This is a genomic window from Nocardia neocaledoniensis, assembly GCF_029868625.1.
Taxonomy (GTDB): domain Bacteria; phylum Actinomycetota; class Actinomycetes; order Mycobacteriales; family Mycobacteriaceae; genus Nocardia; species Nocardia neocaledoniensis_A.
The window spans coordinates 1-20,902 of record NZ_JARWOJ010000326.1 but is presented as its reverse complement, the minus strand read 5'-3'; the positions used below and the strand labels follow the sequence as shown (position 1 = coordinate 20,902).

Annotated in this window: 24 protein-coding genes; 9 read left to right on the top strand and 15 right to left on the bottom strand. The window is 69.8% G+C overall.

What is annotated here, in order from left to right:
* Window positions 1–223: 223 nt before the first annotated feature.
* On the bottom strand, window positions 224–643 hold the full coding sequence (locus tag QH270_RS24630; RefSeq protein ID WP_110041069.1) for an Hsp20/alpha crystallin family protein: 420 nt from the start codon (window positions 641–643) through the stop codon (window positions 224–226).
* A 158-nt stretch (window positions 644–801) separates the two neighbouring features.
* Here QH270_RS24630 and QH270_RS24625 point away from each other — a divergent pair, with 158 nt between their 5' ends.
* A complete protein-coding gene (locus QH270_RS24625) occupies window positions 802–1,110 on the top strand; it encodes a MerR family transcriptional regulator (RefSeq protein WP_280346460.1) in 309 nt (102 codons plus the stop codon).
* 5 nt (window positions 1,111–1,115) lie between these two features.
* Here the strand turns inward: QH270_RS24625 and QH270_RS24620 are convergent, their stop codons facing one another.
* From QH270_RS24620 to QH270_RS24585, 8 genes are read right to left on the bottom strand one after another with little or no spacing between them, the layout of a single operon-like run.
* A complete protein-coding gene (locus QH270_RS24620; protein WP_280346459.1) occupies window positions 1,116–2,207 on the bottom strand; it encodes an acyl-CoA dehydrogenase family protein in 1,092 nt (363 codons plus the stop codon).
* Window positions 2,204–3,382 (bottom strand): acyl-CoA dehydrogenase family protein, encoded by a 1,179-nt coding sequence (locus QH270_RS24615; RefSeq protein ID WP_280346458.1) that lies wholly within the window; start codon window positions 3,380–3,382, stop codon window positions 2,204–2,206. The genes QH270_RS24620 and QH270_RS24615 overlap by 4 nt, the downstream gene beginning before the upstream one ends.
* The gene (locus tag QH270_RS24610; protein ID WP_280346457.1) at window positions 3,379–4,602 is read right to left on the bottom strand and encodes an acyl-CoA dehydrogenase family protein; all 1,224 of its coding nucleotides are present in this window, start codon (window positions 4,600–4,602) and stop codon (window positions 3,379–3,381) included. Before QH270_RS24610 ends, QH270_RS24615 begins: the two co-directional genes overlap by 4 nt.
* The gene (locus QH270_RS24605; protein ID WP_280346456.1) at window positions 4,602–5,633 is read right to left on the bottom strand and encodes a phosphotransferase family protein; all 1,032 of its coding nucleotides are present in this window, start codon (window positions 5,631–5,633) and stop codon (window positions 4,602–4,604) included. The genes QH270_RS24610 and QH270_RS24605 overlap by 1 nt, the downstream gene beginning before the upstream one ends.
* Window positions 5,633–6,085: a MaoC family dehydratase gene (locus QH270_RS24600; protein WP_280346455.1), complete on the bottom strand. Its 453-nt coding sequence runs from the start codon at window positions 6,083–6,085 to the stop codon at window positions 5,633–5,635. Before QH270_RS24600 ends, QH270_RS24605 begins: the two co-directional genes overlap by 1 nt.
* A complete protein-coding gene (gene fabG, locus QH270_RS24595) occupies window positions 6,082–6,837 on the bottom strand; it encodes a 3-oxoacyl-ACP reductase FabG (protein ID WP_280346454.1) in 756 nt (251 codons plus the stop codon). Before fabG ends, QH270_RS24600 begins: the two co-directional genes overlap by 4 nt.
* Window positions 6,838–6,863: 26 nt before the next feature.
* Window positions 6,864–7,619 carry an SDR family oxidoreductase gene (locus QH270_RS24590; protein ID WP_280346453.1) on the bottom strand — a complete coding sequence of 252 codons (756 nt, stop codon included), beginning with the start codon at window positions 7,617–7,619 and terminating at the stop codon, window positions 6,864–6,866.
* Window positions 7,616–8,836: an acetyl-CoA C-acetyltransferase gene (locus tag QH270_RS24585; RefSeq protein ID WP_280346452.1), complete on the bottom strand. Its 1,221-nt coding sequence runs from the start codon at window positions 8,834–8,836 to the stop codon at window positions 7,616–7,618. Before QH270_RS24585 ends, QH270_RS24590 begins: the two co-directional genes overlap by 4 nt.
* Before the next feature lie 155 nt (window positions 8,837–8,991).
* On the opposite strand from QH270_RS24585, the gene QH270_RS24580 reads away from it, so the two are divergent.
* Together QH270_RS24580 and QH270_RS24575 are read left to right on the top strand one after the other, a co-directional pair.
* Entirely contained in the window at window positions 8,992–9,585 is a 594-nt protein-coding gene (locus tag QH270_RS24580) for a TetR/AcrR family transcriptional regulator (protein WP_280346451.1), read from the top strand.
* A gap of 86 nt (window positions 9,586–9,671) precedes the next feature.
* Window positions 9,672–10,610, top strand: coding sequence for a fatty acid desaturase family protein (locus QH270_RS24575; protein WP_280346450.1), 939 nt, complete (start codon window positions 9,672–9,674; stop codon window positions 10,608–10,610).
* 15 nt (window positions 10,611–10,625) lie between these two features.
* Here QH270_RS24575 and QH270_RS24570 read toward each other — a convergent pair whose 3' ends face one another.
* Complete coding sequence (locus QH270_RS24570; RefSeq protein ID WP_280346449.1) at window positions 10,626–11,549, bottom strand: D-alanyl-D-alanine carboxypeptidase family protein; 924 nt, start codon at window positions 11,547–11,549, stop codon at window positions 10,626–10,628.
* Window positions 11,550–11,652: 103 nt separating this feature from the next.
* On the opposite strand from QH270_RS24570, the gene QH270_RS24565 reads away from it, so the two are divergent.
* Window positions 11,653–12,663 carry a glutathione S-transferase family protein gene (locus QH270_RS24565; RefSeq protein WP_280346448.1) on the top strand — a complete coding sequence of 337 codons (1,011 nt, stop codon included), beginning with the start codon at window positions 11,653–11,655 and terminating at the stop codon, window positions 12,661–12,663.
* Between the two features lies 1 nt (window position 12,664).
* Here the strand turns inward: QH270_RS24565 and QH270_RS24560 are convergent, their stop codons facing one another.
* Window positions 12,665–12,832, bottom strand: a complete 168-nt coding sequence (locus QH270_RS24560; RefSeq protein WP_110040995.1) for a DUF4236 domain-containing protein — start codon at window positions 12,830–12,832, stop codon at window positions 12,665–12,667.
* A gap of 140 nt (window positions 12,833–12,972) precedes the next feature.
* Between QH270_RS24560 and QH270_RS24555 the strand changes: the two genes are divergently transcribed.
* Window positions 12,973–13,257, top strand: coding sequence for a hypothetical protein (locus QH270_RS24555; protein ID WP_280346447.1), 285 nt, complete (start codon window positions 12,973–12,975; stop codon window positions 13,255–13,257).
* On the opposite strand, the gene QH270_RS24550 is transcribed toward QH270_RS24555, so the two are convergent.
* The 4 genes from QH270_RS24550 to QH270_RS24535 form a co-directional block, all read right to left on the bottom strand.
* Window positions 13,251–13,700, bottom strand: coding sequence for a hypothetical protein (locus QH270_RS24550; RefSeq protein WP_280346446.1), 450 nt, complete (start codon window positions 13,698–13,700; stop codon window positions 13,251–13,253). The two genes, QH270_RS24555 and QH270_RS24550, sit on opposite strands and share 7 nt — an antisense overlap.
* A gap of 72 nt (window positions 13,701–13,772) precedes the next feature.
* Window positions 13,773–14,183 (bottom strand): STAS domain-containing protein, encoded by a 411-nt coding sequence (locus QH270_RS24545; RefSeq protein ID WP_280346445.1) that lies wholly within the window; start codon window positions 14,181–14,183, stop codon window positions 13,773–13,775.
* 130 nt (window positions 14,184–14,313) lie between these two features.
* A complete protein-coding gene (locus QH270_RS24540; RefSeq protein WP_280346444.1) occupies window positions 14,314–15,126 on the bottom strand; it encodes an RNA polymerase sigma factor SigF in 813 nt (270 codons plus the stop codon).
* 97 nt (window positions 15,127–15,223) lie between these two features.
* Entirely contained in the window at window positions 15,224–15,661 is a 438-nt protein-coding gene (locus QH270_RS24535) for an anti-sigma factor (protein ID WP_280346443.1), read from the bottom strand.
* A 291-nt stretch (window positions 15,662–15,952) separates the two neighbouring features.
* Here QH270_RS24535 and QH270_RS24530 point away from each other — a divergent pair, with 291 nt between their 5' ends.
* From QH270_RS24530 to QH270_RS24515, 4 genes are all read left to right on the top strand, one after another.
* Window positions 15,953–16,792, top strand: a complete 840-nt coding sequence (locus tag QH270_RS24530) for a glucose 1-dehydrogenase (RefSeq protein WP_280346442.1) — start codon at window positions 15,953–15,955, stop codon at window positions 16,790–16,792.
* 13 nt (window positions 16,793–16,805) lie between these two features.
* Window positions 16,806–18,953 carry a catalase gene (locus QH270_RS24525; protein ID WP_280346441.1) on the top strand — a complete coding sequence of 716 codons (2,148 nt, stop codon included), beginning with the start codon at window positions 16,806–16,808 and terminating at the stop codon, window positions 18,951–18,953.
* A 25-nt stretch (window positions 18,954–18,978) separates the two neighbouring features.
* The gene (locus tag QH270_RS24520) at window positions 18,979–20,436 is read left to right on the top strand and encodes an aminotransferase class I/II-fold pyridoxal phosphate-dependent enzyme (RefSeq protein WP_280346440.1); all 1,458 of its coding nucleotides are present in this window, start codon (window positions 18,979–18,981) and stop codon (window positions 20,434–20,436) included.
* A gap of 98 nt (window positions 20,437–20,534) precedes the next feature.
* Window positions 20,535–20,708 (top strand): CsbD family protein, encoded by a 174-nt coding sequence (locus QH270_RS24515; protein WP_110040987.1) that lies wholly within the window; start codon window positions 20,535–20,537, stop codon window positions 20,706–20,708.
* The last annotated feature ends 194 nt before the right edge of the window (window positions 20,709–20,902 follow it).

Sequence of the window (20,902 nt, the reverse complement as noted above, 5' to 3'; positions counted from 1 at the left end):
CGAGCGCTGCATGTCGGTGACCTCTTCGGGACGCTCGTCGACCAGCACGACCATGAGGTAGCACTCGGGGTTGTTGATCGCGATCGCGTTGGCGATGTCCTGCATGATCGTGGTCTTACCCGCCTTGGGCGGGGAGGGGCTGGGCGGCCCGGGGAGCCCGGGTCGACCGGGGGCCGGCCCGGCGCGGCCCGGCCACCTGGTCGCGTAACTCCCTGGGGACTGATCAGGCGTTGATGGCCTGCGGTTCGCGGTGCCGCGAGATCTCGATCTTGCGGGGTTTGGCCCGCTCCGCGACCGGGATCGACAGTCGCAGGACACCGTCGCGATAGTCGGCGCGGATCTGCTCGGTGTCCAGGCTCTCGCCGAGGAACAGCTGGCGGCTGAACACACCGCGCGGACGTTCCGCGGCGATCATGGACCGGTCGGCGTCGATCTCCGCGCGCGAGGCGCGCACGGTCACCACATTGCGTTCGACATCGAGATCCAGCGAATCCGGGTCCATGCCCGGCAGATCGAATTCGACGATGAACTCGTCACCGTCGCGCCAGGCGTCCATGGGCATGGCCGCCGGACGAGCCGCTGTGCCGAACACCTGCTGTGTCACGCGATCCAGTTCCCGGAACGGATCGGTACGCATCAACATGGTCGCCACCTCCAACTCACTCCTATCTCGGTAGGCTCCAGATCAGATAACCTATGTCATCTGACACAGATTCTTTCTAGCACTCACCCCAGGAGAGTGCAAGCATCAGAGATAAGTAACCTGGTAGGAGAAGTATCGGAAGCGAAGTGAGGACACAGATGGTCATCCCCTCCGACGGCCTGCCGACGACGGGGCAGGCGGTGTACGCGATCTCGGTCGCCGCCGAGCTGGCCGGGATCGGTGTCCAGACGCTGCGCCTCTACGAGCAGCACGGCCTGATCACCCCGGCCCGCAGCGCCGGCGGCACGCGGCGATACAGCGGGGACGACCTGACCCGGCTGCATCGCATCACCGCGCTCACCGGCGAGGGCGTCAACCTGACCGCGGTCGCCCGCATCCTCGAGCTCGAGGACACGGTCGCCGCGCTGCGCGCCGAACGCGACCGGCTCCGCGCGCGCAGGAAGTAGCGCGGCTACGCGGGCAGGTCGATCAGCTCGGCCAGGCGCGCGCGATGGCGACCGGCGGTGCCGAAGGCGATCTGGTCGGCCTTGGCGCGCTTGAGATACAGGTGCGCCGGGTGCTCCCAGGTCATGCCCATGCCACCGTGCAGCTGCACCGCTTCCTCCGCGGCGTGCACCGCGACATCACCGCAGTAGGCCTGGGCGACGCTCGCCGCCACCGGCAGGTCGGCATCGTCGGCCGCGAGCGTGGCCGCGGCGTATCTGGCTGCGGCAGCGGCGGATTCGAGCTCGGTGTAGAGGTCGGCGAGCCGGTGTTTGATCGCCTGGAAGCCACCGACGACGCGGCCGAACTGGCGACGTTCCTTCAGATAGGCGACGGTGTCCTCCAGGCACCACCTGGCCACGCCGTACTGCTCGGAAGCCAGCAGGGCCGCGCCGGCGGTGAGCGCGCGGCGCACCGCCTCGGCGCCGTCGCCGGCCACGCGCCGCGCGGGCGCCGCGCGCAGTGCCAGGTCTGCCAGCTGACGGCCCATATCCAGGGAAACGACCGGCGTGCGTTCGGTATCGGCGGCCGCGACCGCGTACAGCGCGATCCCGTCGGGACCGGCGGCGGGCACCAGCAGCACATCGGCGTCGAGCGCGCCCGCGACGCTGGTCACCGTGCCGCTGAGCGTGCCGTCGGCGCCGAGGGTGAGCGCGGGAATCGGCTCGTGCGGCGCCAGGGACAGCGGCACCGCCAGCGCCGCGGTCCGCTCGCCGGCCGCGAGCGCGCCGAGCAACGGGTCGGCGGCGTCGAGCAGGGCGGTGGTGGCGACGACCGCGCTGGTGAGAAACGGCACCGGCGCGGCGAACCGGCCCAGCTCCTCGAGTACCACGGCGGCTTCGCGGGCCGACGCGCCCGCACCCCCGTGCTCCTCGGGGACCAGCAGAGCGGCAAGACCGAGGTCGACGGCGATGTTCTTCCACAGCCCGGCGACCAGGGAACGGTCGCCGTCGTAGAGCGCGGTGACCGCGGCGGGCGGGCAGTGGGCGGCCAGGACCGCGGTGACCACGCCGCGCAGGTCGTCCTCGACCTCGGTGTAGACCAGGTTCAGGTCGGTCATCGCGCGACCTCCTTCCAGGGGCGGTCCTTGTCGGTCCGCGGTTCGGCGGGTAGCCCGAGCACCCGCTCGGCGACGATGTTGCGCAGGATTTCCGAGGTGCCGCCCTCGATCGAATTGCCCTTGGCGCGCAGATACCGATAACCGGCGTCGCGTCCGTTGAAGTCGACGGATTCGGGCCGCACCATGGTCCAGTCGGAGTACCGCAGGCCCTGCTCCCCCAGGAGCTCGAGCTCGAGGCCGGACAGTTGCTGGGCGCATTTCGCGAAGATCAGTTTCATCGCCGAGCCCTCGGGCCCCGGCATGCCCTTGGCCAGCTTCTGCTGCAGGCGCGCGCCGGTCAGCCGGGCCACCTCCGCGTCGACCCACAGGCGCAGCAGCCGGTCGTGCAGTTCCGGAGTGCGCCGCTCGGGGTGCGCGCGCCAGGTCTGGGCGACCACGCCGATCATGCCGTCCTCGCGCGCGGAGTCCTTGCCGCCGATCGCGACCCGCTCGGTGTTGAGCGTGGTGTTGGCGACTCGCCAGCCGTCGCCCTCGGCGCCGAGGCGCTGCGCGTCGGGGACCCTGGCATCGGTCAGGAAGACCTCGTTGAACTCGGCCTCCCCCGTGATCTGGCGCAGCGGACGCACCTCCACACCGGGCTGGGTCATGTCGATGAGGAAGAACGTCATGCCACGGTGCTTGGGGATTCCGGCGTCGGTGCGGGCCAACAGGATCGCGAACTGCGCCAGATGCGCGCTCGAGGTCCACACCTTCTGACCGTTGACGACCCACTCGTCGCCGTCGCGGACCGCGCGGGTACTCACATTGGCCAGGTCGGAACCGGCGCCGGGCTCACTGAACAGCTGGCACCAGATCTCCTCGCCCGTCCACAGCGGACGCAGGAACCGCTGCTTCTGCTCCTCGGTACCGCAGGCGAGAATCGTCGGACCAGCCATGCCGAGCCCGATGACATTGCCGCTCGGATTGTTGTCCGGCGCCCCGGCTTCGGCGAAGCGGCGCTCGACCTCGGGCTGCAGGCTCCGCGGCAGGCCGAGACCGCCGTGACCCACCGGGAAGTACACCCAGGCCAGCCCGGCGTCGTAGCGGGCGCGCAGGAAGTCGAGGCGCTCGGTGCCTGCCGGGTCGTTGGCGGCGAGGAATTCCTCGATCCGCCCGGTCAATTCGTCGAGGGTCATCGCGTCTCCCGCTGCCTGCTCAGCTCGCTCTTGGCGAGCGCGTTCTTGTGAACCTCGTCCGGGCCGTCGGCGAAGCGCAGCGTCCGGATGCCGGCATAGGCCGCGGCCAGCGGGAAGTCCTGGGACAGTCCACCGGCGCCGTGGACCTGGATGGCCTTGTCGAGAATCCACTGCACGGTCGACGGGGTGGCGATCTTGATCGCCTGGATCTCGGTGTGCGCGCCCTTGTTTCCGACCGTGTCCATCAGCCAGGCGGTCTTGAGCACCAGCAGCCGCAACTGCTCCAGCTTGACCCGCGACTCGGCGATCCAGTCCCGGATCACGCCCTGCTCCGACAGCGGCTTGCCGAAGGCGACGCGCTGCTCGGCGCGGGCGCACATGAGCTCGACGGCGCGTTCGGCGATGCCGATCGCGCGCATGCAGTGATGGATCCGGCCGGGTCCGAGGCGGGCCTGGGCGATGGCGAATCCGGTGCCCTCGCCGCCGATCAGGTTGGCGGCGGGCACCCGCACATCGGTGAACGACAGCTCGGCGTGGCCGCCGTGATCGTGGTCGTCGTAGCCGAAAACCTCCATGCCGCGCTGGATTTCCAGGCCGGGGGTGTCGCGGGGCACCAGGATCATCGACTGCTGGCGGTGTCGTCCGGCCGACGGATCGGTCTTGCCCATGACGATGAAGATCCGGCAGTTGGGATTCATCGCCCCGGTGATCCACCACTTGCGGCCGTTGAGGACGTACTCGTCGCCGTCGCGTTCGATCCTGGTGGCGATATTGGTGGCGTCCGACGACGCGACGTCGGGTTCGGTCATCGCGAACGCCGAGCGAATCCGCCCGTCCAGCAACGGTTCCAGCCACCGCTCGCGCTGGCGCTCGTCGCCGAAGAGCGCGAGCACCTCCATGTTGCCGGTGTCGGGCGCGGCGCAGTTGAGGACCGCGGGCGCCAGATGCGCACTGCGACCGGTGATCTCGGCCAGCGGCGCGTACTGGGCATTGGTCAGGCCCGCGCCGTGCTCGCCGGGCAGGAACAGATTCCACAGACCGCGACGCCGGGCCTCGGCCCGCAGCTCGGCCAGCACGGGCACCGAGTCCCAGGCCCAGCGGTTGTCGAGCTGCCCGATCTGTTCGGCGAACACCGGCTCGGCCGGGTAGACGTGGCTGTCCATGAAATCCAGCAGCGTGGCGCGTAATTCCTCGGTGCGCGCGTCGTAGGCGAAGTCCATCAGCGATGCTCCTTCAATGCGGTGCGGCCGGTGTCGAGCAGGGGTTCGACCGCGTCACCGAGGGCATCGAAACCCGCGCCGACGGTCTGGCCGTGCAGGAATCGGTAGTGGATGCCCTCGATGATCACGGCCAGTTTGAACGCGGCGAGGCCGAGGTAGAAGCCGAACCGGGACATGTCGCGGTCGCTGCGCGCGGTGTAGCGCGCGATGATCTCGTCCTCGGTCAGGAAGCCGGGGGCCGAGGTCGCGTCGGCGACGACCGCGTTGCGGCCGAGCTGCGCGGCCAGACGCCCGTAGACGACCATCAACGCCAGGTCGGTGAGCGGGTCACCAAGGGTGGCCATTTCCCAGTCGATGACGGCCGCCGGGCGGTCGTTCTCGTCGACGAGCACGTTGTCGAGCCGGTAGTCGCCGTGCACGATGCCCACGGCCGACTCGGCCGGGATGTCGGCGGCCAGCAGTGCGTGCAGTTCGTCGGCCAGTGGCAGGGCGCGGGTGCGCGAGGCGTCGAGCTGCTTCTTCCAGCGACTCACCTGGCGGGTGAGGAAGCCTTCCGGCCTCCCGAAATCCGCCAGCCCGACCGCGGCGGGGTCGACGGCGTGCAGGTCGGCGAGGGTGTCGACCAGCGCGGCCGACATCGCCTCGGTGCGTAGCGGTCCCAGTGTGGCGAGCTCGGCGGCGTGCCGGTACGGCCGCCCCTCGACCAGCTCCATCACGTAGAACGGCGCGCCGATGACCTCGGCGTCCTCGCACAGCGCGAACATGGCCGGAACCGGCACCGAGGTCTGCCGCAGGGCCGCCATCACCCGGTACTCGCGCGCCATGTCGTGCGCGGTCGCCAGGACGTGGCCCAGCGGTGGCCTGCGCACGATCCAGGCGGACGCGCCGTCGCGCACCGTGTAGGTGAGGTTGGACCTGCCGCCCGCGAGCACCTGTCCGGAGAGTTCGGGGCCGACGCCGGGAAGGGCCGCGCGCAGCCACGGGCCGAGGCGGTCGAGGTCGAGCCCGGGCAGCTCGGTGCCGGTCGCCATCACACCACCACGAGCGAGACGGTCTCGACCACGCAGACCGGCTTGTCGCCGCCCTCGCGCTCGATCACGACCTTCGCGGTGACCAGGTGCCCGCCCGCCCCCGGCGTGACCGAGACGAGCTCGACCCCGGCGCGCACCTTCGACCCGACCGGAACCGGCGCCGGGAAACGAAGCTTGTTGGACCCGTAGTTGACACCCATCTTGACGCCGTCGACCCGGTAGATCTCCGAGACCAGCATCGGGACCAGCGACAGGGTGAGGTAACCGTGGGCGATGGTGGTGCCGAACGGGCCCTGGGCCGCCTTCTCGGGGTCGACGTGGATCCACTGGTGGTCACCGGTCGCCTCGGCGAAGGTGTTCACCTGATCCTGGGTGATGGCGTGCCACTGCGAGTACCCGAGATGGGTGCCGACAGCGGCTTCGAGCTCGGCCAGACCGTCGAAGGTCCTCATGCCTTGGGACCTCCCGCCACGTAGAGCACCTGCCCGGAGACGAAACCGGCGCCCTCGCTGACGAAGAACGACACGGCGTGGGCGATGTCGGCGGGCACACCGGTGCGCGCGACCGGGATCTCCTTGGCCGCGAAGGCTTTGAAGTCCTCGAACGGGACGCCGACGCGGGCCGCGGTGGCCGCGGTCATCTCGGTCTCGATGAAACCGGGCGCGATGGCGTTGGCGGTGACGCCGAACTTGCCCAGTTCCAGGGCCAGGGTCTTGGTGAAGCCCTGCACGCCCGCCTTGGCCGCGGAGTAGTTGGCCTGGCCGCGGTTGCCCAGCGCCGAGGTGCTCGACAGGTTGACGATGCGGCCGAACTTCGCCTCGGTCATGTACTTCTGGGCGGCGCGCGTCATCAGGAACGCGCCGCGCAGGTGCACGTTCATGACCAGGTCCCAGTCGTCGGTGCTCATCTTGAACAGCATGTTGTCGCGGATGACACCGGCATTGTTGACCAGCACGGTCGGCGCGCCGAGCTCGGCGGCGACCCGCTCCACGGCGGCCGCGACAGCGGCCTCGTCGGCGACGTCGGCGCCGATCGCGATCGCCCGGCCGCCCGCGGCCTCGATCTCCTCGACGACCGGCTTGCAGGCGGCCTCGTCGAGATCGATGACCGCGACGGCCAGGCCGTCCTCGGCCAGGCGGCGGGCCACGCCGGCGCCGATGCCGCGGGCCGCTCCGGTGACGATGGCGGTTCTGGTGGTGCTCATGGAATTCTCCTCCTGGGAATGGTGATTCAGACGCCGCCGGTCAGCGTGATGCCGCCGTCGACGACGAGCAACTGACCGGTGATCCACGCGGCGTCGGCGGACAGCAGGAACGTCACCGCGCCGGCTATATCCTCGGGCACGCCCAGCCGCTTCAGCGGGTAAGTGCTGGAAACTTCCTGCTCCCGGCCTTCGTAGAGGGCCGTGGCGAACTTGGTCTTGACGACGGCGGGCGCGACCGCGTTGACCCGGATGTCCGGGCCGAGTTCCACGGCCAGTTCCTGGGTGAGGTAGGTCAGCATCGCCTTGCTGGCGCCGTAGAAGCCGATCCCCGGCGCGGGCTTGATCCCCGCCACCGACGACACATTGACCACGGAGCCGCCGTGCTCGCCCATCCAGGACTTGTGGACCTGCTGGGTCCAGGCCAGCGCGGCCAGGCAGTTGACCTCGACGATCTTGCGCGCCGCCGCCAGGTCGAGGTCGATCATCGGCCCGTACACCGGGTTGATACCGGTGTTGTTGACCAGCAGATCGGCGCTGCCGAACGTCGCGATCGCCTGGGCGACAGCGTCTTGCTGATGCTCGGCGTCATCGGAACGACCGGCCACGCCGAGCGCGTGCGCGGGACCGCCGAGCTGGGCGACCGCCTCGTCCAGCGCGTCCTTCTTGCGGGCGGTGATGACGACCTTCGCGCCGTCGTCGACCAGCCGCTGCGCGATGCCGAGCCCGATGCCGCGGCTGGCGCCGGTGACGATCGCGGTCTTGCCCGCGAACCGGCCGGTCACGACAGCCGCTCCAGCACCATGGCCATACCCTGGCCGCCACCGACACACATCGTCTCCAGCCCGAACTGCTTGTCGTGGAAGCGCAGCGAGTTGATCAGGGTGCTGGTGATGCGGGCACCGGTCATGCCGAACGGATGACCGACGGCGATCGCGCCGCCGTTGATGTTGAGCTTGTCCTCGGCGATGCCGAGTTCGCGCGCCGAGCCCAGCACCTGCACCGCGAACGCCTCGTTGATCTCGACCAGGTCGATGTCGTCGATGGTGAGACCGGCGCGCCGCAGCGCCTGCTTCGACGCCTCGATCGGACCGAGACCCATGATCTCCGGCGACAGCCCGGAGACCCCGGTGCTGACGACCCGCGCCAGCGGAACCAGACCCAGCTCCCTGGCCTTGGTGTCGGACATGATCACCAGCGCCGCCGCGCCGTCGTTGAGCGCGCAGCAGTTGCCCGCGGTCACGGTGCCGTCGGGGCGGAACACCGGCTTCAGCTGGCTCACCGCCTCCAGGGTGACACCGGCGCGCGGGCCGTCGTCGGCACTGACCACCGTGCCGTCGGGCAGTGTCACCGGAGTGATGTCGGTGGCCCAGAAGCCGTTCGCGATGGCCTTCTCGGCCAGGTTCTGCGAGCGCACACCGAACGCGTCCTGCTCGGCACGGGTGATCCCGGTGGCCTGGGCGACGTTCTCCGCGGTCTGGCCCATGGCGATGTACACGTCGGGCAGCGAGGAGCCGACGCGCGGGTCGGTCCAGGGCGCGGCGCCACCCTCGGCCCGCTGCGCCGTGCGCGCGACGGCGTCGGCGAAGACCGGGTTCTGGGTGTCGGGCAGCCCGTCGGCATTGCCCTTCACGAAGCGGCTGACGGTCTCGACGCCGGCGGAGATGAACACGTCACCCTCGCCCGCCTTGATGGCGTGCAACGCCATCCGGGTGCTCTGCAGGCTCGACGAACAGTAGCGATTGACGGTCGTGCCCGGCACCGCGTCGAGCCCGGCCAGCACCGCGACCACCCTGGCCATGTTGAACCCCGACTCGCCCGCGGGCTGCCCGCACCCCAGGACGAGGTCCTCGACCTCGGCCGGGTTCAGATTCGGCACCTGAGCCAGCGCGGCACGCACCATCTGGACGGTCAGGTCGTCGGGGCGCATGTCCTTGAGCGAGCCCTTGCCCGCTCGACCTATCGGGGATCTGGCAGCGGCGACGATCACGGCTTCCGGCATGGAAACTCCTTTGGTAACTAAGCGCTTGCTTAGGTGTATGGTGCAGGAGATCACACCCGACCGTCAAGGGGCGCACTGTGACCCAGTCGTGTAATCCACGTCACCCACGCCCGCCGCGTGGCCGGCGAGCGACGCGCGCGATAATGACCCCTGACATGACCGAGACCACCGAACCCCGCGGCGACGCGACCCGAGCCCGGCTCCTGGAAGCCGCCGTCGCGGCCTTCGCCGACAAGGGCTTCAACGGCACCACCACGCGCGATATCGCCTCGGCCGCGGGGATGAGCCCGGCGGCGGTGTATGTCCACCACAAGTCCAAAGAGGAACTGCTGTACCTGATCTCGAGGTCGGGACACGAGGTGACACTGAACCTCGTGGTCGAGGCGGCGGCCTCGGATCCCGATCCGGTGACCGCGCTGCGCAACGTGATCCGCGCCTTCGCCGCCCACCACGCGCGCGGCCACACCAGCGCCCGCATCGTCAATTACGAACTGGCCGCGCTGACGCCGGAGCACCACGCCGAGATCCGCGCGATCCGCCAGCAGATCGACCGGGAGATCCGCGATCTGGTCGAGCACGGTGTCGCCACCGGAGCCTTCGACGTGCCGGACACGCGCATGGCCGCGGTCGCCCTGCTCTCGCTCGGTATCGATATCGCGCGGTGGTATCGCGACGAGGGCGCGTGGAGTCCCGAGGACATCGGCGACGCCTACGCCGAGATGGCACTGCGGATCGTCGGCGCGCGCTGACGATTCGTCCGGCCCTGTCGCGGACGGCGCGTGGATGGCAGGATGAGCCGCGGGAGTTCCCGATCTCTACGGAGCGGCGCTGCGACATGACCGAAACCCGTACCCCTGGCCGAGTTCGCCCGCCCCGGGCGCCGCGATCCACCGGCGGCGAGCCGGTGAACATCGGGCTCGTCGTGATCGCGATGGTGATCGGCGCCTGCCAACTGTTCCTGGTGCCGCTGCTGCTGCGCGTGGACGCGGCGTGGGGGTGGCTGCTGGTACCGCTGATACTCACCACCACGCCGTTCTGGTCGCTGATCCACGAGGCCATTCACGGTGCGCTGCTGCGGGATCGGTCCCGCAACGACCGGGTGGGCCGGGCACTGGCCGTGCTGTACGGCTCGCCGTTCGCGATGCTCAAGGTCGGCCATCTGCTGCATCACCGCTACAGCCGGGTCCGTGAGCGCACCGAGATCTACGACCCGGCCGAGACCACCAGGCTGGGGGCCGCGCCCGCGTTCTATCTGAAACTGCTCGGCGGTCTGTATCTGCTCGAGGTGATCGCCCTGGTGCTGGCGGTGCTGCCCGCGGCGGTGATCAGGGCGGTGGGTCGCCGGGTCGAAGCGCCGGATTCGGTCGGCGGCCTGCTCCTCGACCGGGTCGCGCAACCGGCCGTACTCGACAGGTTCCGCACCGACGCCGCCGCGATCGTCGTCGTGCACACCCTGGCGTTCCTGGCCTACGGCGCGCACTGGTGGATGTTGCTCGCCGCGCTCGGCGGCCGCGCGCTCATCATCTCGCTGTCCGACAACGCCTATCACTACGGCACCGACCTCGCCGCGCCCCGCGAGGCGATGAACCTGCGCGTGCCGCGGCCACTCGAGCGATTCGCCCTGAACTTCACCTTGCACGACGTGCACCACCGGCACCCAGGCCTGCGGTGGTACGAACTGCGCGAGCGCTTCGACACCGAGGGCGGCCACTACCACCTCGGCTGGTTCAGCGCCGTCGCCCGCCAGTTCCGCGGCCCGATCCCCCTGCGCTGACGCGCTTTTCGGTGGTCAGCGGGCGGCGGAGCCCAGGGCGCCCACGATCGGATCGTAAGCCCAGTCGAGCATGCGTTCGGCGTCGTCCTTGGCCTCGGCGCTGCTGTGGTCGGAGCTGTGCAGGACCACGCCGATCAGCGGAATGCCCGCGCGGACGGTTTCGAACAGCAGGCAGTGGCCGGCGGCATTGGTGTTGCCGGTCTTGATGCCGATGGTGCCGGGGTATTCGAGCAGCAGGCGATTGGTGGTCTGCCAGTGGTGCTCACGGTTGGCGGGCCCGGCGGGGACGTGGAAGTCGCGGGAGCCGACGATCTCCCGGAACGCGGGCAGGTTCATGGCGCGCACGCCGAGCGCGACCAAATCGGCCGGGGTGGAGAAGGTGGCGTGGTCGTGCGGGTACGGCAGGCCGCTGGGGTCGGCGAAGTGGGTGTTGCCCAGACCCATGACCCGCGCCGTGTCGTTCATCCTGGCCAGAAAGCCGCCCTGACCGGGACCGTAGGACTCGGCCAGCGCGTAGGCGGCATCGCAGCCGGAGGGCAGCAGCAGCGCGTTGAGCAGCTGCCTGCCGGTGAGTACTTCCCCGGCCACCAGACCCGCGGTGCTGCCGCTGTGCCCGGCGCAGTACCCGGCGGCTTCCTGTGGCACGGTCACCGGACGCTCGAGATCGTTGCTGAGGATCACGACGACCGCGGTCATCACCTTGGCGATGCTGGCGATCGGGACGCGGGTATGCGCCTCGCGCGACCACAGCACCGTGCCGGTGACACCGTCGGCGAGCGCGGCGCCCGGGGCTCGCAGCCCTTCGGGGCCCGCCGCTGTCCACGGTAGCTGCGTGTGCCCGACGCCGGGCGAGGGAGCCGCGGCGGCGACGCCGTGACCAGCGGAGACGAGCAGAACACCGGCGACGACAGCGTGCAACACCCTGGCAAATGTCCGCATGGCGACATTCTGTCCTACGTCCCGCCCGACCTGCGGGATTTCGCCGTGCCGATTCCGCGTCGTGGTCGTTCCGGAGCGCGGCGCCGTCTGGGAGACTGGCGGGGTGAGCGATGCCGGAGCGGGAAGCTATGTCGAGGCCGGGGAGTTCCGCCGCGACACCAACTACATCACCACGCGGATCACCGCCGACGGTCGCGACGGGTATCCCGTCGAGCCGGACCGGTATCGGCTCGTCGCCGCGCGCGCCTGCCCGTGGGCCAATCGGACGCTGATCGTGCGCAGGCTCCTCGGCCTCGAACCCGTCCTGTCGCTGGGCCTGTGCGGACCGACGCACGACAAGCTCAGCTGGACCTTCGATCTCGATCCCGGCGAGGTCGACCCGGTCCTCGGCATCCATCGGTTGCGCGATGCCTACCTGGCCAGGTACCCCGACTATCCGCGGGGCATCACGGTCCCCGCCGTGGTCGACATCCCGACCGGGCAGGTCGTCACCAACGACTACGCCCAGATGACCCTGGACTTCTCGACGGAGTGGACCGCTTTCCACCGGCCGGGCGCACCGCAGCTGTATCCGGAGCACCTGCGCGCACAGATCGACGAGATCAATCGAGACGTGTTCCGCGACATCAACAACGGCGTCTACCGGTGCGGTTTCGCCGGGGCGCAGGACGCCTACGACGCCGCCTACGCGCGGCTCTTCGCCGCGCTGGACCGCGTCACCGAGCGGCTGCGCGCACAGCGGTATCTCGTGGGCGACACGATCACCGAGGCCGATGTGCGGCTGTTCACCACCCTGGTCCGCTTCGACCCGGTGTACCACGGCCATTTCAAATGCAACCGCGCCAAACTCGCCGAGATGCCGGTGCTGTGGGCCTACGCGCGCGACCTGTTCCAGACGCCCGGCTTCGGCGACACCATCGACTTCGGCCAGATCAAGGAGCACTACTACGTGGTGCACCGCGACATCAATCCCACCGGCATCGTCCCGGCCGGGCCCGACCTGTCGAACTGGCTGACCCCGCATCACCGCGAGGAGCTGGGTGGCAGTCCCTTCGGCGACGGCACTCCCCCGCCGCCCCCGGTGCCGACCGAACGTGTGCCCGCGATCGGCTGAGTCAGCGCTGGCGCCAGCTCAGCGGGCCCGGCAGGTCGACGCTGTTCTTCCTGGTGCGGGAGTTCCAGGTCCACGGCCCGATCTTGATTCCCCACGAGGACAGGCCGGACTGGGTGAAATTGAAGGTCAGCGGGCCGAAGGACTTGCGCTGACGGAATCTGATGGGCATATCGAGCCTTCCTGAATCGCTCCCCCAGGGTAGCCGATCCGATTGCGCCCCATGCCTTTCACCGTGTCCTGATTGAGCGCGCGCGCAGCGGGCATGACGTGGAAAGGACCCTTTTCGCCCGGCAACGACAGGAGCCCGCGATGAACGACCCCGAGGAACGGTTCCCCGACGACGCCAGGACCATCCGCCCGCACGCGGGTGAGTCGATCGAGGACGTGCGCAACTGGCCCGGCCTGCTCCTCGCCGGCATCGGCCTCGTGCTGCTCGCCCTCACCCTCACCGCGGCCGGCTACGGCTTCGAGGGCTGGGCGATCATCGCCGGGATCGCCTGTGCGGTGTGCCTGCTCGGGGGCATCGGTTTGGTCGTGGCCGAGCATCGACGGGTCCAGCGGCGCGCCGACGCGCAGTCTCCCCGTCGTCAGTGAGACGGCCCGCCCCGGCCGAGGACGCTACGGAGGCGGGTGAGGACCATCGTCACCGGATAGCCACCGCGCACCGGGTCGAACGATTCGCCCGCCACCGTCGGCCCCTCGGTGATGGCGGACAACACGCGCCAGCCCAGGCTCGCCCCGTCGATCGGGCGCGAGGTGAGGCAGACGGCGCTCAGCCGCATCCGCAGGCGGAACTCGTCGGCGGTGAGCTGGACGTGCAGTTGCGCGTCCGGCGTGGCGGCGAGCAGCAGACCGGTGGCGGCCTCGTCGAGTGCGACCACGATGTCGTCGACCTCGCTGTTGGTGAAATGTGCTGTCTCAGCGAATGTTTCAGCGATCGCGCGCACGAGGGCGAGCCGCCTCAGGTCGGCCTCGACCCTGAGATGGAGCGCGGGCGCTCCGGTCGAGACCACGATGAGCCGGTCCATCGAATCCACGAGGTCTCCTCCCCGCTGGTGGCGTCAGGAGAGTGCACCCTGCGCCTACCCGGGGGGCGCGGACCGAAACAATTACTCGGCCGAGGCCTCGTCGACACTGGTGTAGTAGCGGAACAGCGGCCGCACGCCGACCAGGTCGAGCGCCCGCTGCACCTGCCGGCCGCCGCCGACGAGCCGCAGATCGACGCCGCGCCGCCCGGTGGCCCGTTTCGCGGCGGCGAGCGAGGCGGCGACGCGAATGCTCAAGAAGACCGTGCGCCGCAGATCCAGGATCACCACGCGAGCGCCGGAGTTCAGCGCGCCGTCGAGCAGTACCCGGAACTCGTCCCGGCGCGCCTCGTCGAGTTCACTGCCGACGAGCAGTACCCAGCAGCCAGGACCGGTCCGCGTGTGGATGCCGAGGATCGGCTCCCCGGTCGAGGTGGTCGAGCGGCGGTACCAGCGCAGTCGACTCACGTGTCGGCGATCGGTGGCTGCGGTCATCGCGTCTCCTGTGCGCACCGGGTACTTCCGGTTCGCCGGGGCCCGGCCGCGCACAGCCGAGCCCGGATACGGAACCGGGGTCGGCTGGAGTCTCAACCTGTCCCAAGTCTCGCACGTGACGCCGCCGCTGTCACGGCGTGGTCGCGGGCTCGGGATCGGCCAGCGCCTGTTCCCGCAGTGACGTCAGCGTCCGCGCGAGGATGCGCGAGACCTGCATCTGGGAGACGCCGAGCCGGGCCGCGATCTCGCTCTGGGTCATGTTCTCGTAGAACCGCATAATCAGGACCTCGCGCTCCTCGTCGGGCAGCGCGGCGATCAGGGGGCGTACCGCGATCGCGTCCTCGGTGAGCTGGTAGCAGGGTTCCTCGACGCCGAGGGTCTCGGTGAGCGCGGGGGTCGCGTTGTCGCGATCGTCGTCGGTGATGCCGTCGATGGAGTTGGTCTGATAGCCGTTGCCCGCGACGAGCGTCCTGGTGACCTCCACGAGGTCGACGTCGAGTTCGTCGGCGAGTTCGCGGGCGTTGGGGATGCGCCCGAGCCGCTGCGAGAGTTCCTCGGTGGCGGGGCCGATCCGCAGCTGGATCTCCTTGAGCCTGCGCGGGACGTGCACCGCCCAGGTGCGGTCACGGAAATGCCTGCGCACCTCGCCCATGATCGTCGGGATCGCGAAGGAGAGGAACGAGGAGCCGCGGGTCACGTCATAGCGGTCCACCGCGAGCACCAGCCCCACCCGGGCGGTCTGCTCCAGATCGTCGAATTGTTCGCCTCGTCCGGTGAATTTGCGGGCGATATGGTCGGCCAGCGGAAGGCACAGGCTGATCACTTGTGCGCGTAATTCGTCGTAGTGTTCGTCGCCGGGCGGGGTGTGCCGCAGCTGCTCGAACCAGGGTTCGATGTTGTCGTAGCTGTCGCCCTGTGAATGTGTCCTTGCTTCCCATGTCATCGCCGGGTGCCTCGCTTCCTGGCGGAGAGTCGGATATCCAGAGGGGTACCCAACAACACCCGATTCGATACCTCCGATATCGCGCCGGGCAGATCGGTCAGGACGCGGCAGGCCCTTGGAAGCGACGGATCCAGCCGAAGGCGACGGTGGTCGGATAGCCGTCGAGGGCCGGGTCGAACTCGGCGTAATCGGTGCGCAGGCTGTCGGTCAGGGTGGCCACCACGTGCCAGCCGAAGGCGTCTTCGTCGATGGCCTCGGGGGCGCGCGCCAGGGTGGCGACCCGGGCGCCCAGCGCGCCGTCGCCCACCGTGAAGGCGCAGTCGACCTGCCCGTCCGGCACCGCGACCAGCACCAACGCCGTCACCACCTCGTCGAGGGCCAGCAGCAGGTCGGTCACCTCGTCGAGGGCGAAGCCGCCGATGAGCAGGATCGTCTCGGCCAGCGCGTGCGCCATGGTGAGCTGGTCCAGCTCCGCGGGCACCTGGAACCCGACGGTGCGCGTCCTGGGTGCGATGTCGCGATCATCTGCCAACACGCCGCCTCCCAGCTTCACCTCCACCGATCGCAGGCAGATTACCCAGTGCGGTGGCCGTCATTCGTTCCCGGTCGCTTATCGAGGGTTACCGGTCGATTCGGGCTCGTCGGGTGGCCTGCCCCGGAATTTCCGGACCAGCACCACCGCCGCCACGGCGATGACCAGTGCGAGCAGCACGAGAATTTCCATACGCGGCGCGTACCCGGACCACGCTGGATCAATCGCTGTTTGGCGAACGGAAATCGCGGTAGTACCTCGAGGACGGCCATTCCTCGACGGGAGGTTCCACGAATGGGTTTTCCCGAACAACAGCAGAACGTGCCAGGTATCCAGTCGGCGATGACGCCGGTTCCGGATTGCGGCGAGGAAAGCTACCGGGGCTCGGGAAAGCTCACCGGCAAGGCCACGGTGATCACCGGGGCCGACAGCGGCATCGGCCGCGCGGTGGCCATCGCGTTCGCCAGGGAGGGCGCCGATGTGCTGATCTCCTATCTCGACGAGGACAGCGACGCCGAGGAAGTGGCCGACTGGGTGACCAAGGCGGGGCGGCGGGCGGTACTGATGCCGGGTGATGTGTCCGATCCGGCGCACTGTCGCGCGATCATCGCGCGGGCCGTGGCGGAATTCGGCACCGTCGACGTCCTGGTCAGCAATGCCGCGTACCAGATGACCCACACCGACCTGGACGACATCAGCGACGCGGAGTTCGCCTATACGTTCGAAGTGAACGTGGGCGCCTATTTCCATCTGGTGCAGGCGGCGGTGCCGCACATGCGGCCCGGTTCCTCGATCATCGGAAGTTCGTCGGTCAATTCCGACATGCCCAATCCGACGCTGGCGCCGTATGCCGCGACCAAGGCCGCGATCGCGAATCTGTCGGCCAGTCTGGCGCAGCTGCTCGGCGACAAAGGCATCAGGGTGAACAGCGTCGCGCCCGGTCCGATCTGGACGCCGCTGATTCCGTCCACCATGCCGCCGGAGAAGGTGGCGTCCTTCGGCGACAACGTTCCGCTCGGCCGGGCCGGTCAGCCCGCCGAGCTCGCCCCCGCCTACGTGCTGCTGGCCGCCGACGACGGCAGCTACATCTCCGGCGCCAGACTCGCGGTCACCGGCGGCAGGCCCATTCTCTGAAGGGATTCCAGCGATGAGCGACAGCGATATTCCTCCCGAATACACCCGTCCCGCCGTCCCGCCCGACGAAGATCCCGACCGGCCGTGCGAGCAGGCGGGTCCCGCCGCGGATCAGGAGGGACCGGAGCTGCGCGGCCCGACCGGCGCCCCCATCCCCGGCGACGCGAGCGTGCGCGCACAGCGGGGTCCCGCGCTGACCACCGCGCAGGGGCTCGGCGTGGCCGATACCGATCACGCGCTCAAGGCGGGCCCCCGCGGCCCGATCCTGTTGCAGGACATCCACCTACGCGAGAAGATCACCCACTTCGATCACGAGCGCATCCCGGAGCGGGTGGTGCACGCGCGCGGCGTCGGCGCGCACGGGGTGTTCGTCGCGAACGGCGCCGCCGCGGAGCTGACCAGGGCGAAATTCCTCGGTGCCGACGTGCGGACGCCGGTGTTCGTGCGGTTCTCGACCGTGCTCGGCTCGCGTGGTTCGGCCGACACCGTGCGTGACACCCGCGGTTTCGCGACGAAGTTCTATACCGACGAGGGCGTCTACGACCTGGTCGGCAACAATATCCCGGTCTTCTTCATCCAGGAGGCGATCAAGTTCCCGGATGTGATCCATGCCGGAAAACCGCACCCGGACAGGGAGATTCCGCAGGCGCAGTCGGCGCACGACACCTTCTGGGATTTCGTCACCCTGCACTCCGAGGCGACCGCGCACACCTTCTGGAACATGTCCGATCGGGCGCTGCCGCGTTCGCTGCGGATGATGGAGGGCTTCGGGGTGCACACCTTCCGGCTCGTCGCCGCCGACGGCACGACGAGCCTGGTGAAATTCCACTGGAAGCCGCGGCTCGGCGTGCATTCGATGCTGTGGGAGGAAACGCAGCTGACGGCCGGGTTCGATCCGGACTTTCATCGCCGTGACCTCGCCGACAGCATCGAGGCCGGATACACCCCCGAATGGGATCTCGGTATCCAGGTGTTCCCGGATACGCCCGAGCACGTCTTCGAGGGGATCGATCTGCTCGATCCGACGAAGATCGTGCCGGAGGAGATCGCCCCGGTACGGGTGATCGGGACCATGCGGCTCACCGCCAATCCGGTGAATTTCTTCGCCGAGACCGAGCAGGTGGCATTCTGCCCGAGTCATCTGGTGCCGGGGATCGAGGTGACCGACGATCCGCTGTTGCAGGGCCGGTTGTTCTCCTATCTCGATACCCAGATCAGCAGGCTCGGCGGACCCAATTTCGCCCAGCTGCCGATCAACACCCCGCACACCGAGATCAACGACATGTTCCGTGACGGCATGCACCAGACCGCCGTGCACCCGGGAATCGCGCCGTACAAACCGAATTCGCTGGGCGGTGGGTGCCCGTACGCGGCGAGTTTCGCCGATCAGGCCTACGAGGAGACGCCGACGCCCATTCCGCCGCCCGCCGCCACGCTGCGCACCTCGGCCGACAGCGCCGAGGCCGCGGTCTCGTTCGCCGATCACTTCTCCCAGCCACGGATGTTCTATCGCAGCCTCACCGCCGGGGAGCGGCAGCACCTGGCCGACGCGTTCGCGTTCGAACTCGGCAAGTGCTCGGGGCAGGAGATCCGGGCGCGCGGCGTCCAGATGCTGGCCAACGTCGACGGGGATCTGGCCGGGTATGTCGCCGGGCAGCTCGGCCTCGACACCCCCGCCGCCACCGTCGAGACCCGCGAGCTGGCGCCGAGTCCCGCGCTGTCACAACGGCACGGCACGTTCCCGGTGGACGGTCGCGTCGTCGCCGTACTGGTGGACGACACCGCCACCGAGGCGGCGATCGAGGACGTACGCGAGGCCTTGACGCGGGCGCGGGTCCGCCCGTTGCTGGTGGCCGCGCGGGCCGGGACGGTCGGGGCGCCGGTGGACCGTACCTTCGCCACCATGCGCTCGATCGAGTTCGACGGGCTGCTGCTGCTCGCCGCGCCGGTCGACCCGCGCGTCGACGTGCTGATCGCCGAGATGTGGCGGCACGGCAAGGCGATCGCGGCCGTCGGCACGGCCGCGTCGCTACTGCATCGCAACGGTGTCGACCCCGACGCGCCGGGGGTGACCGTCGCCGACGCCGGGGTCGCCACCGACCGCTTGCTCACTCATCTCGGCGAACATCGCGCCTGGGCCCGGATCGAACCCGCGTCCTGAGCGCCGAAGACAGGAGGTCGATCCCATGGATCACAGCAGCGCGCCGCTCGTCGCCGCCGTCGCGGAGTATCACGATCTCGGCCGCTACGGTTTCACCCCGCCCGGGCACCGCCAGGGCCGCGGGGTCGACGGGCGGGTGCTCGCGGCGCTGGGCGCCGACGCGTTCAGCTCCGACATCCTCGCCGCGCCCGGCCTCGACGATCGGCTGGCGCGCGGCGAATTGCTGTCCGAGGCAGAGGAACTCATGGCCGACGCGGTCGGCGCCGACGCCGCGTTCTTCTCCACCTGCGGCAGTTCCCTGTCGGTGAAGGCGGCGATGCTCGCGGTGGCGGGCGGTGACGACGGCGGCCTGCTGGTCGCCAGGGACAGCCACAAATCGATCGTGGCCGGGCTGATCTTCTCCGGGCTGCGCCCGCACTGGATCACCCCGCGCTGGGACGCCGAGCGGCACTTCTCCCATCCCCCGTCACCGGAGCAGGTCGAACAGGCGTGGCGCGAGCATCCCGACGCGGCGGGCGCGCTCATCGTGAGCCCCAGCCCGTACGGCACCTGTGCCGATCTGCGTGGCATCGCCGAGGTGTGTCACGCGCGGGGCAAACCGCTCATCGTCGACGAGGCGTGGGGCGCGCATCTGCCGTTCCATCCGGATCTGCCCACCTGGGCCATGGATGTGGGCGCCGATGTCTGTGTGGTGAGCGTGCACAAGATGGGCATGGGGTTCGAGCAGGGCTCGGTGTTCCATCTCCAGGGCGATCTGGTGGACCCGCAGCGGTTACGCCGCTGCGCCGACCTGCTGATGACGACCAGCCCGAATGTGCTGATCTACACCGCGCTCGACGGATGGCGCAGGCAGATGGTCGAATTCGGGCACGATCTGCTCGGCGACGCGCTGGCGCTGGCCAAGCGCGCCAGGGCCGACCTGGACGAGATCGGCGGCTGCGAGGTGATGCACGACGCCCTGCTCGGGGTGGAAGCCTCCCACGATCTGGACCTGTTGCAGGTGCTCGTCGATGTCTCCGGCACGGGTGCGACCGGCTACGAGGCCGCCGACTGGCTGCGCGCGCACCGGCAGATCGATCTCGGCCACAGCGATCACCGGCGCGTGCTGGCGACCCTGTCCTGCGCCGACGACAACAGCACCGTCGACGCGCTGGTGGACGGCCTCGCGCTGTGGCGGGCGGGGCTGCGCGACCCCTCGCCGCCCGAGATCCGGCTCCCCACGCCGGCGGAGTTGCAGCTGGACACGGTGATGCTCCCGCGCGACGCGTTCTTCGCCCCCACCCAGGCGGTTCCGGCCGACTCGGCAGCGGGCCGGATCGCCGCCGAACAACTCACCCCGTACCCGCCCGGGATTCCGGTGCTCGTGCCGGGCGAACGTATCGACGCGGCCGTCGTGGAGTATCTGCGCACCGGGCTGGCGGCCGGGATGAACGTGCCCGACGCGAGCGATCCGACCCTGCGGACCATCCGCGTGGTCGCCTGAATCCTGTTTGTCCCCGGCAGGTCCGGGTAACGCCGTCGTGGGTCCCCCAGACGGCCCACGGTCACCACGTGGCCGAGCAGCTGACGGGAAGGAATGCCATGAGCTTGGCGGACAAAGCGAAGAACAAGGCCGAGGAGCTCGCCGGGAAGGCCAAGGAAGCCGCCGGTAAGGCCACCGACGACCGCGACCTGGAGAACGAGGGCCGCGGCGAACAGGCCAAGTCGAACCTCAAGGACGCCGGCGAGAAGGTGAAGGACGCCTTCCGCGACTGACCGGCGCGCAGGGGCGGGGGGGGGGGGGCCCCCCCCCCCCCCCCGGGGGGGCGGGGGGGCGAGGGGGCGGGGGGGCGCGGGGGGGCGGGGGGGGGGGGGGTGTGGGGGGGGGGGGGCGGGGTGGGGGGGTGGTGGTGGGTGTCACCCCCGGCGGGGGCCGGGGGGCGTTGTGTGGGGGGGGGGGGCCACCGCGG

What these genes read in the sequence shown, in the direction of transcription:
- QH270_RS24630 (WP_110041069.1), bottom strand. Translation starts at nt 643, where the DNA reads ATGTTGATGCGTACCGATCCGTTCCGGGAACTGGATCGCGTGACACAG.
- QH270_RS24625 (WP_280346460.1), top strand. Translation starts at nt 802, where the DNA reads ATGGTCATCCCCTCCGACGGCCTGCCGACGACGGGGCAGGCGGTGTAC.
- QH270_RS24620 (WP_280346459.1), bottom strand. Translation starts at nt 2,207, where the DNA reads ATGACCGACCTGAACCTGGTCTACACCGAGGTCGAGGACGACCTGCGC.
- QH270_RS24615 (WP_280346458.1), bottom strand. Translation starts at nt 3,382, where the DNA reads ATGACCCTCGACGAATTGACCGGGCGGATCGAGGAATTCCTCGCCGCC.
- QH270_RS24610 (WP_280346457.1), bottom strand. Translation starts at nt 4,602, where the DNA reads ATGGACTTCGCCTACGACGCGCGCACCGAGGAATTACGCGCCACGCTG.
- QH270_RS24605 (WP_280346456.1), bottom strand. Translation starts at nt 5,633, where the DNA reads ATGGCGACCGGCACCGAGCTGCCCGGGCTCGACCTCGACCGCCTCGGC.
- QH270_RS24600 (WP_280346455.1), bottom strand. Translation starts at nt 6,085, where the DNA reads ATGAGGACCTTCGACGGTCTGGCCGAGCTCGAAGCCGCTGTCGGCACC.
- fabG (WP_280346454.1), bottom strand. Translation starts at nt 6,837, where the DNA reads ATGAGCACCACCAGAACCGCCATCGTCACCGGAGCGGCCCGCGGCATC.
- QH270_RS24585 (WP_280346452.1), bottom strand. Translation starts at nt 8,836, where the DNA reads ATGCCGGAAGCCGTGATCGTCGCCGCTGCCAGATCCCCGATAGGTCGA.
- QH270_RS24580 (WP_280346451.1), top strand. Translation starts at nt 8,992, where the DNA reads ATGACCGAGACCACCGAACCCCGCGGCGACGCGACCCGAGCCCGGCTC.
- QH270_RS24575 (WP_280346450.1), top strand. Translation starts at nt 9,672, where the DNA reads ATGACCGAAACCCGTACCCCTGGCCGAGTTCGCCCGCCCCGGGCGCCG.
- QH270_RS24570 (WP_280346449.1), bottom strand. Translation starts at nt 11,549, where the DNA reads ATGCGGACATTTGCCAGGGTGTTGCACGCTGTCGTCGCCGGTGTTCTG.
- QH270_RS24560 (WP_110040995.1), bottom strand. Translation starts at nt 12,832, where the DNA reads ATGCCCATCAGATTCCGTCAGCGCAAGTCCTTCGGCCCGCTGACCTTC.
- QH270_RS24555 (WP_280346447.1), top strand. Translation starts at nt 12,973, where the DNA reads ATGAACGACCCCGAGGAACGGTTCCCCGACGACGCCAGGACCATCCGC.
- QH270_RS24545 (WP_280346445.1), bottom strand. Translation starts at nt 14,183, where the DNA reads ATGACCGCAGCCACCGATCGCCGACACGTGAGTCGACTGCGCTGGTAC.
- QH270_RS24540 (WP_280346444.1), bottom strand. Translation starts at nt 15,126, where the DNA reads ATGACATGGGAAGCAAGGACACATTCACAGGGCGACAGCTACGACAAC.
- QH270_RS24530 (WP_280346442.1), top strand. Translation starts at nt 15,953, where the DNA reads ATGGGTTTTCCCGAACAACAGCAGAACGTGCCAGGTATCCAGTCGGCG.
- QH270_RS24525 (WP_280346441.1), top strand. Translation starts at nt 16,806, where the DNA reads ATGAGCGACAGCGATATTCCTCCCGAATACACCCGTCCCGCCGTCCCG.
- QH270_RS24520 (WP_280346440.1), top strand. Translation starts at nt 18,979, where the DNA reads ATGGATCACAGCAGCGCGCCGCTCGTCGCCGCCGTCGCGGAGTATCAC.
- QH270_RS24515 (WP_110040987.1), top strand. Translation starts at nt 20,535, where the DNA reads ATGAGCTTGGCGGACAAAGCGAAGAACAAGGCCGAGGAGCTCGCCGGG.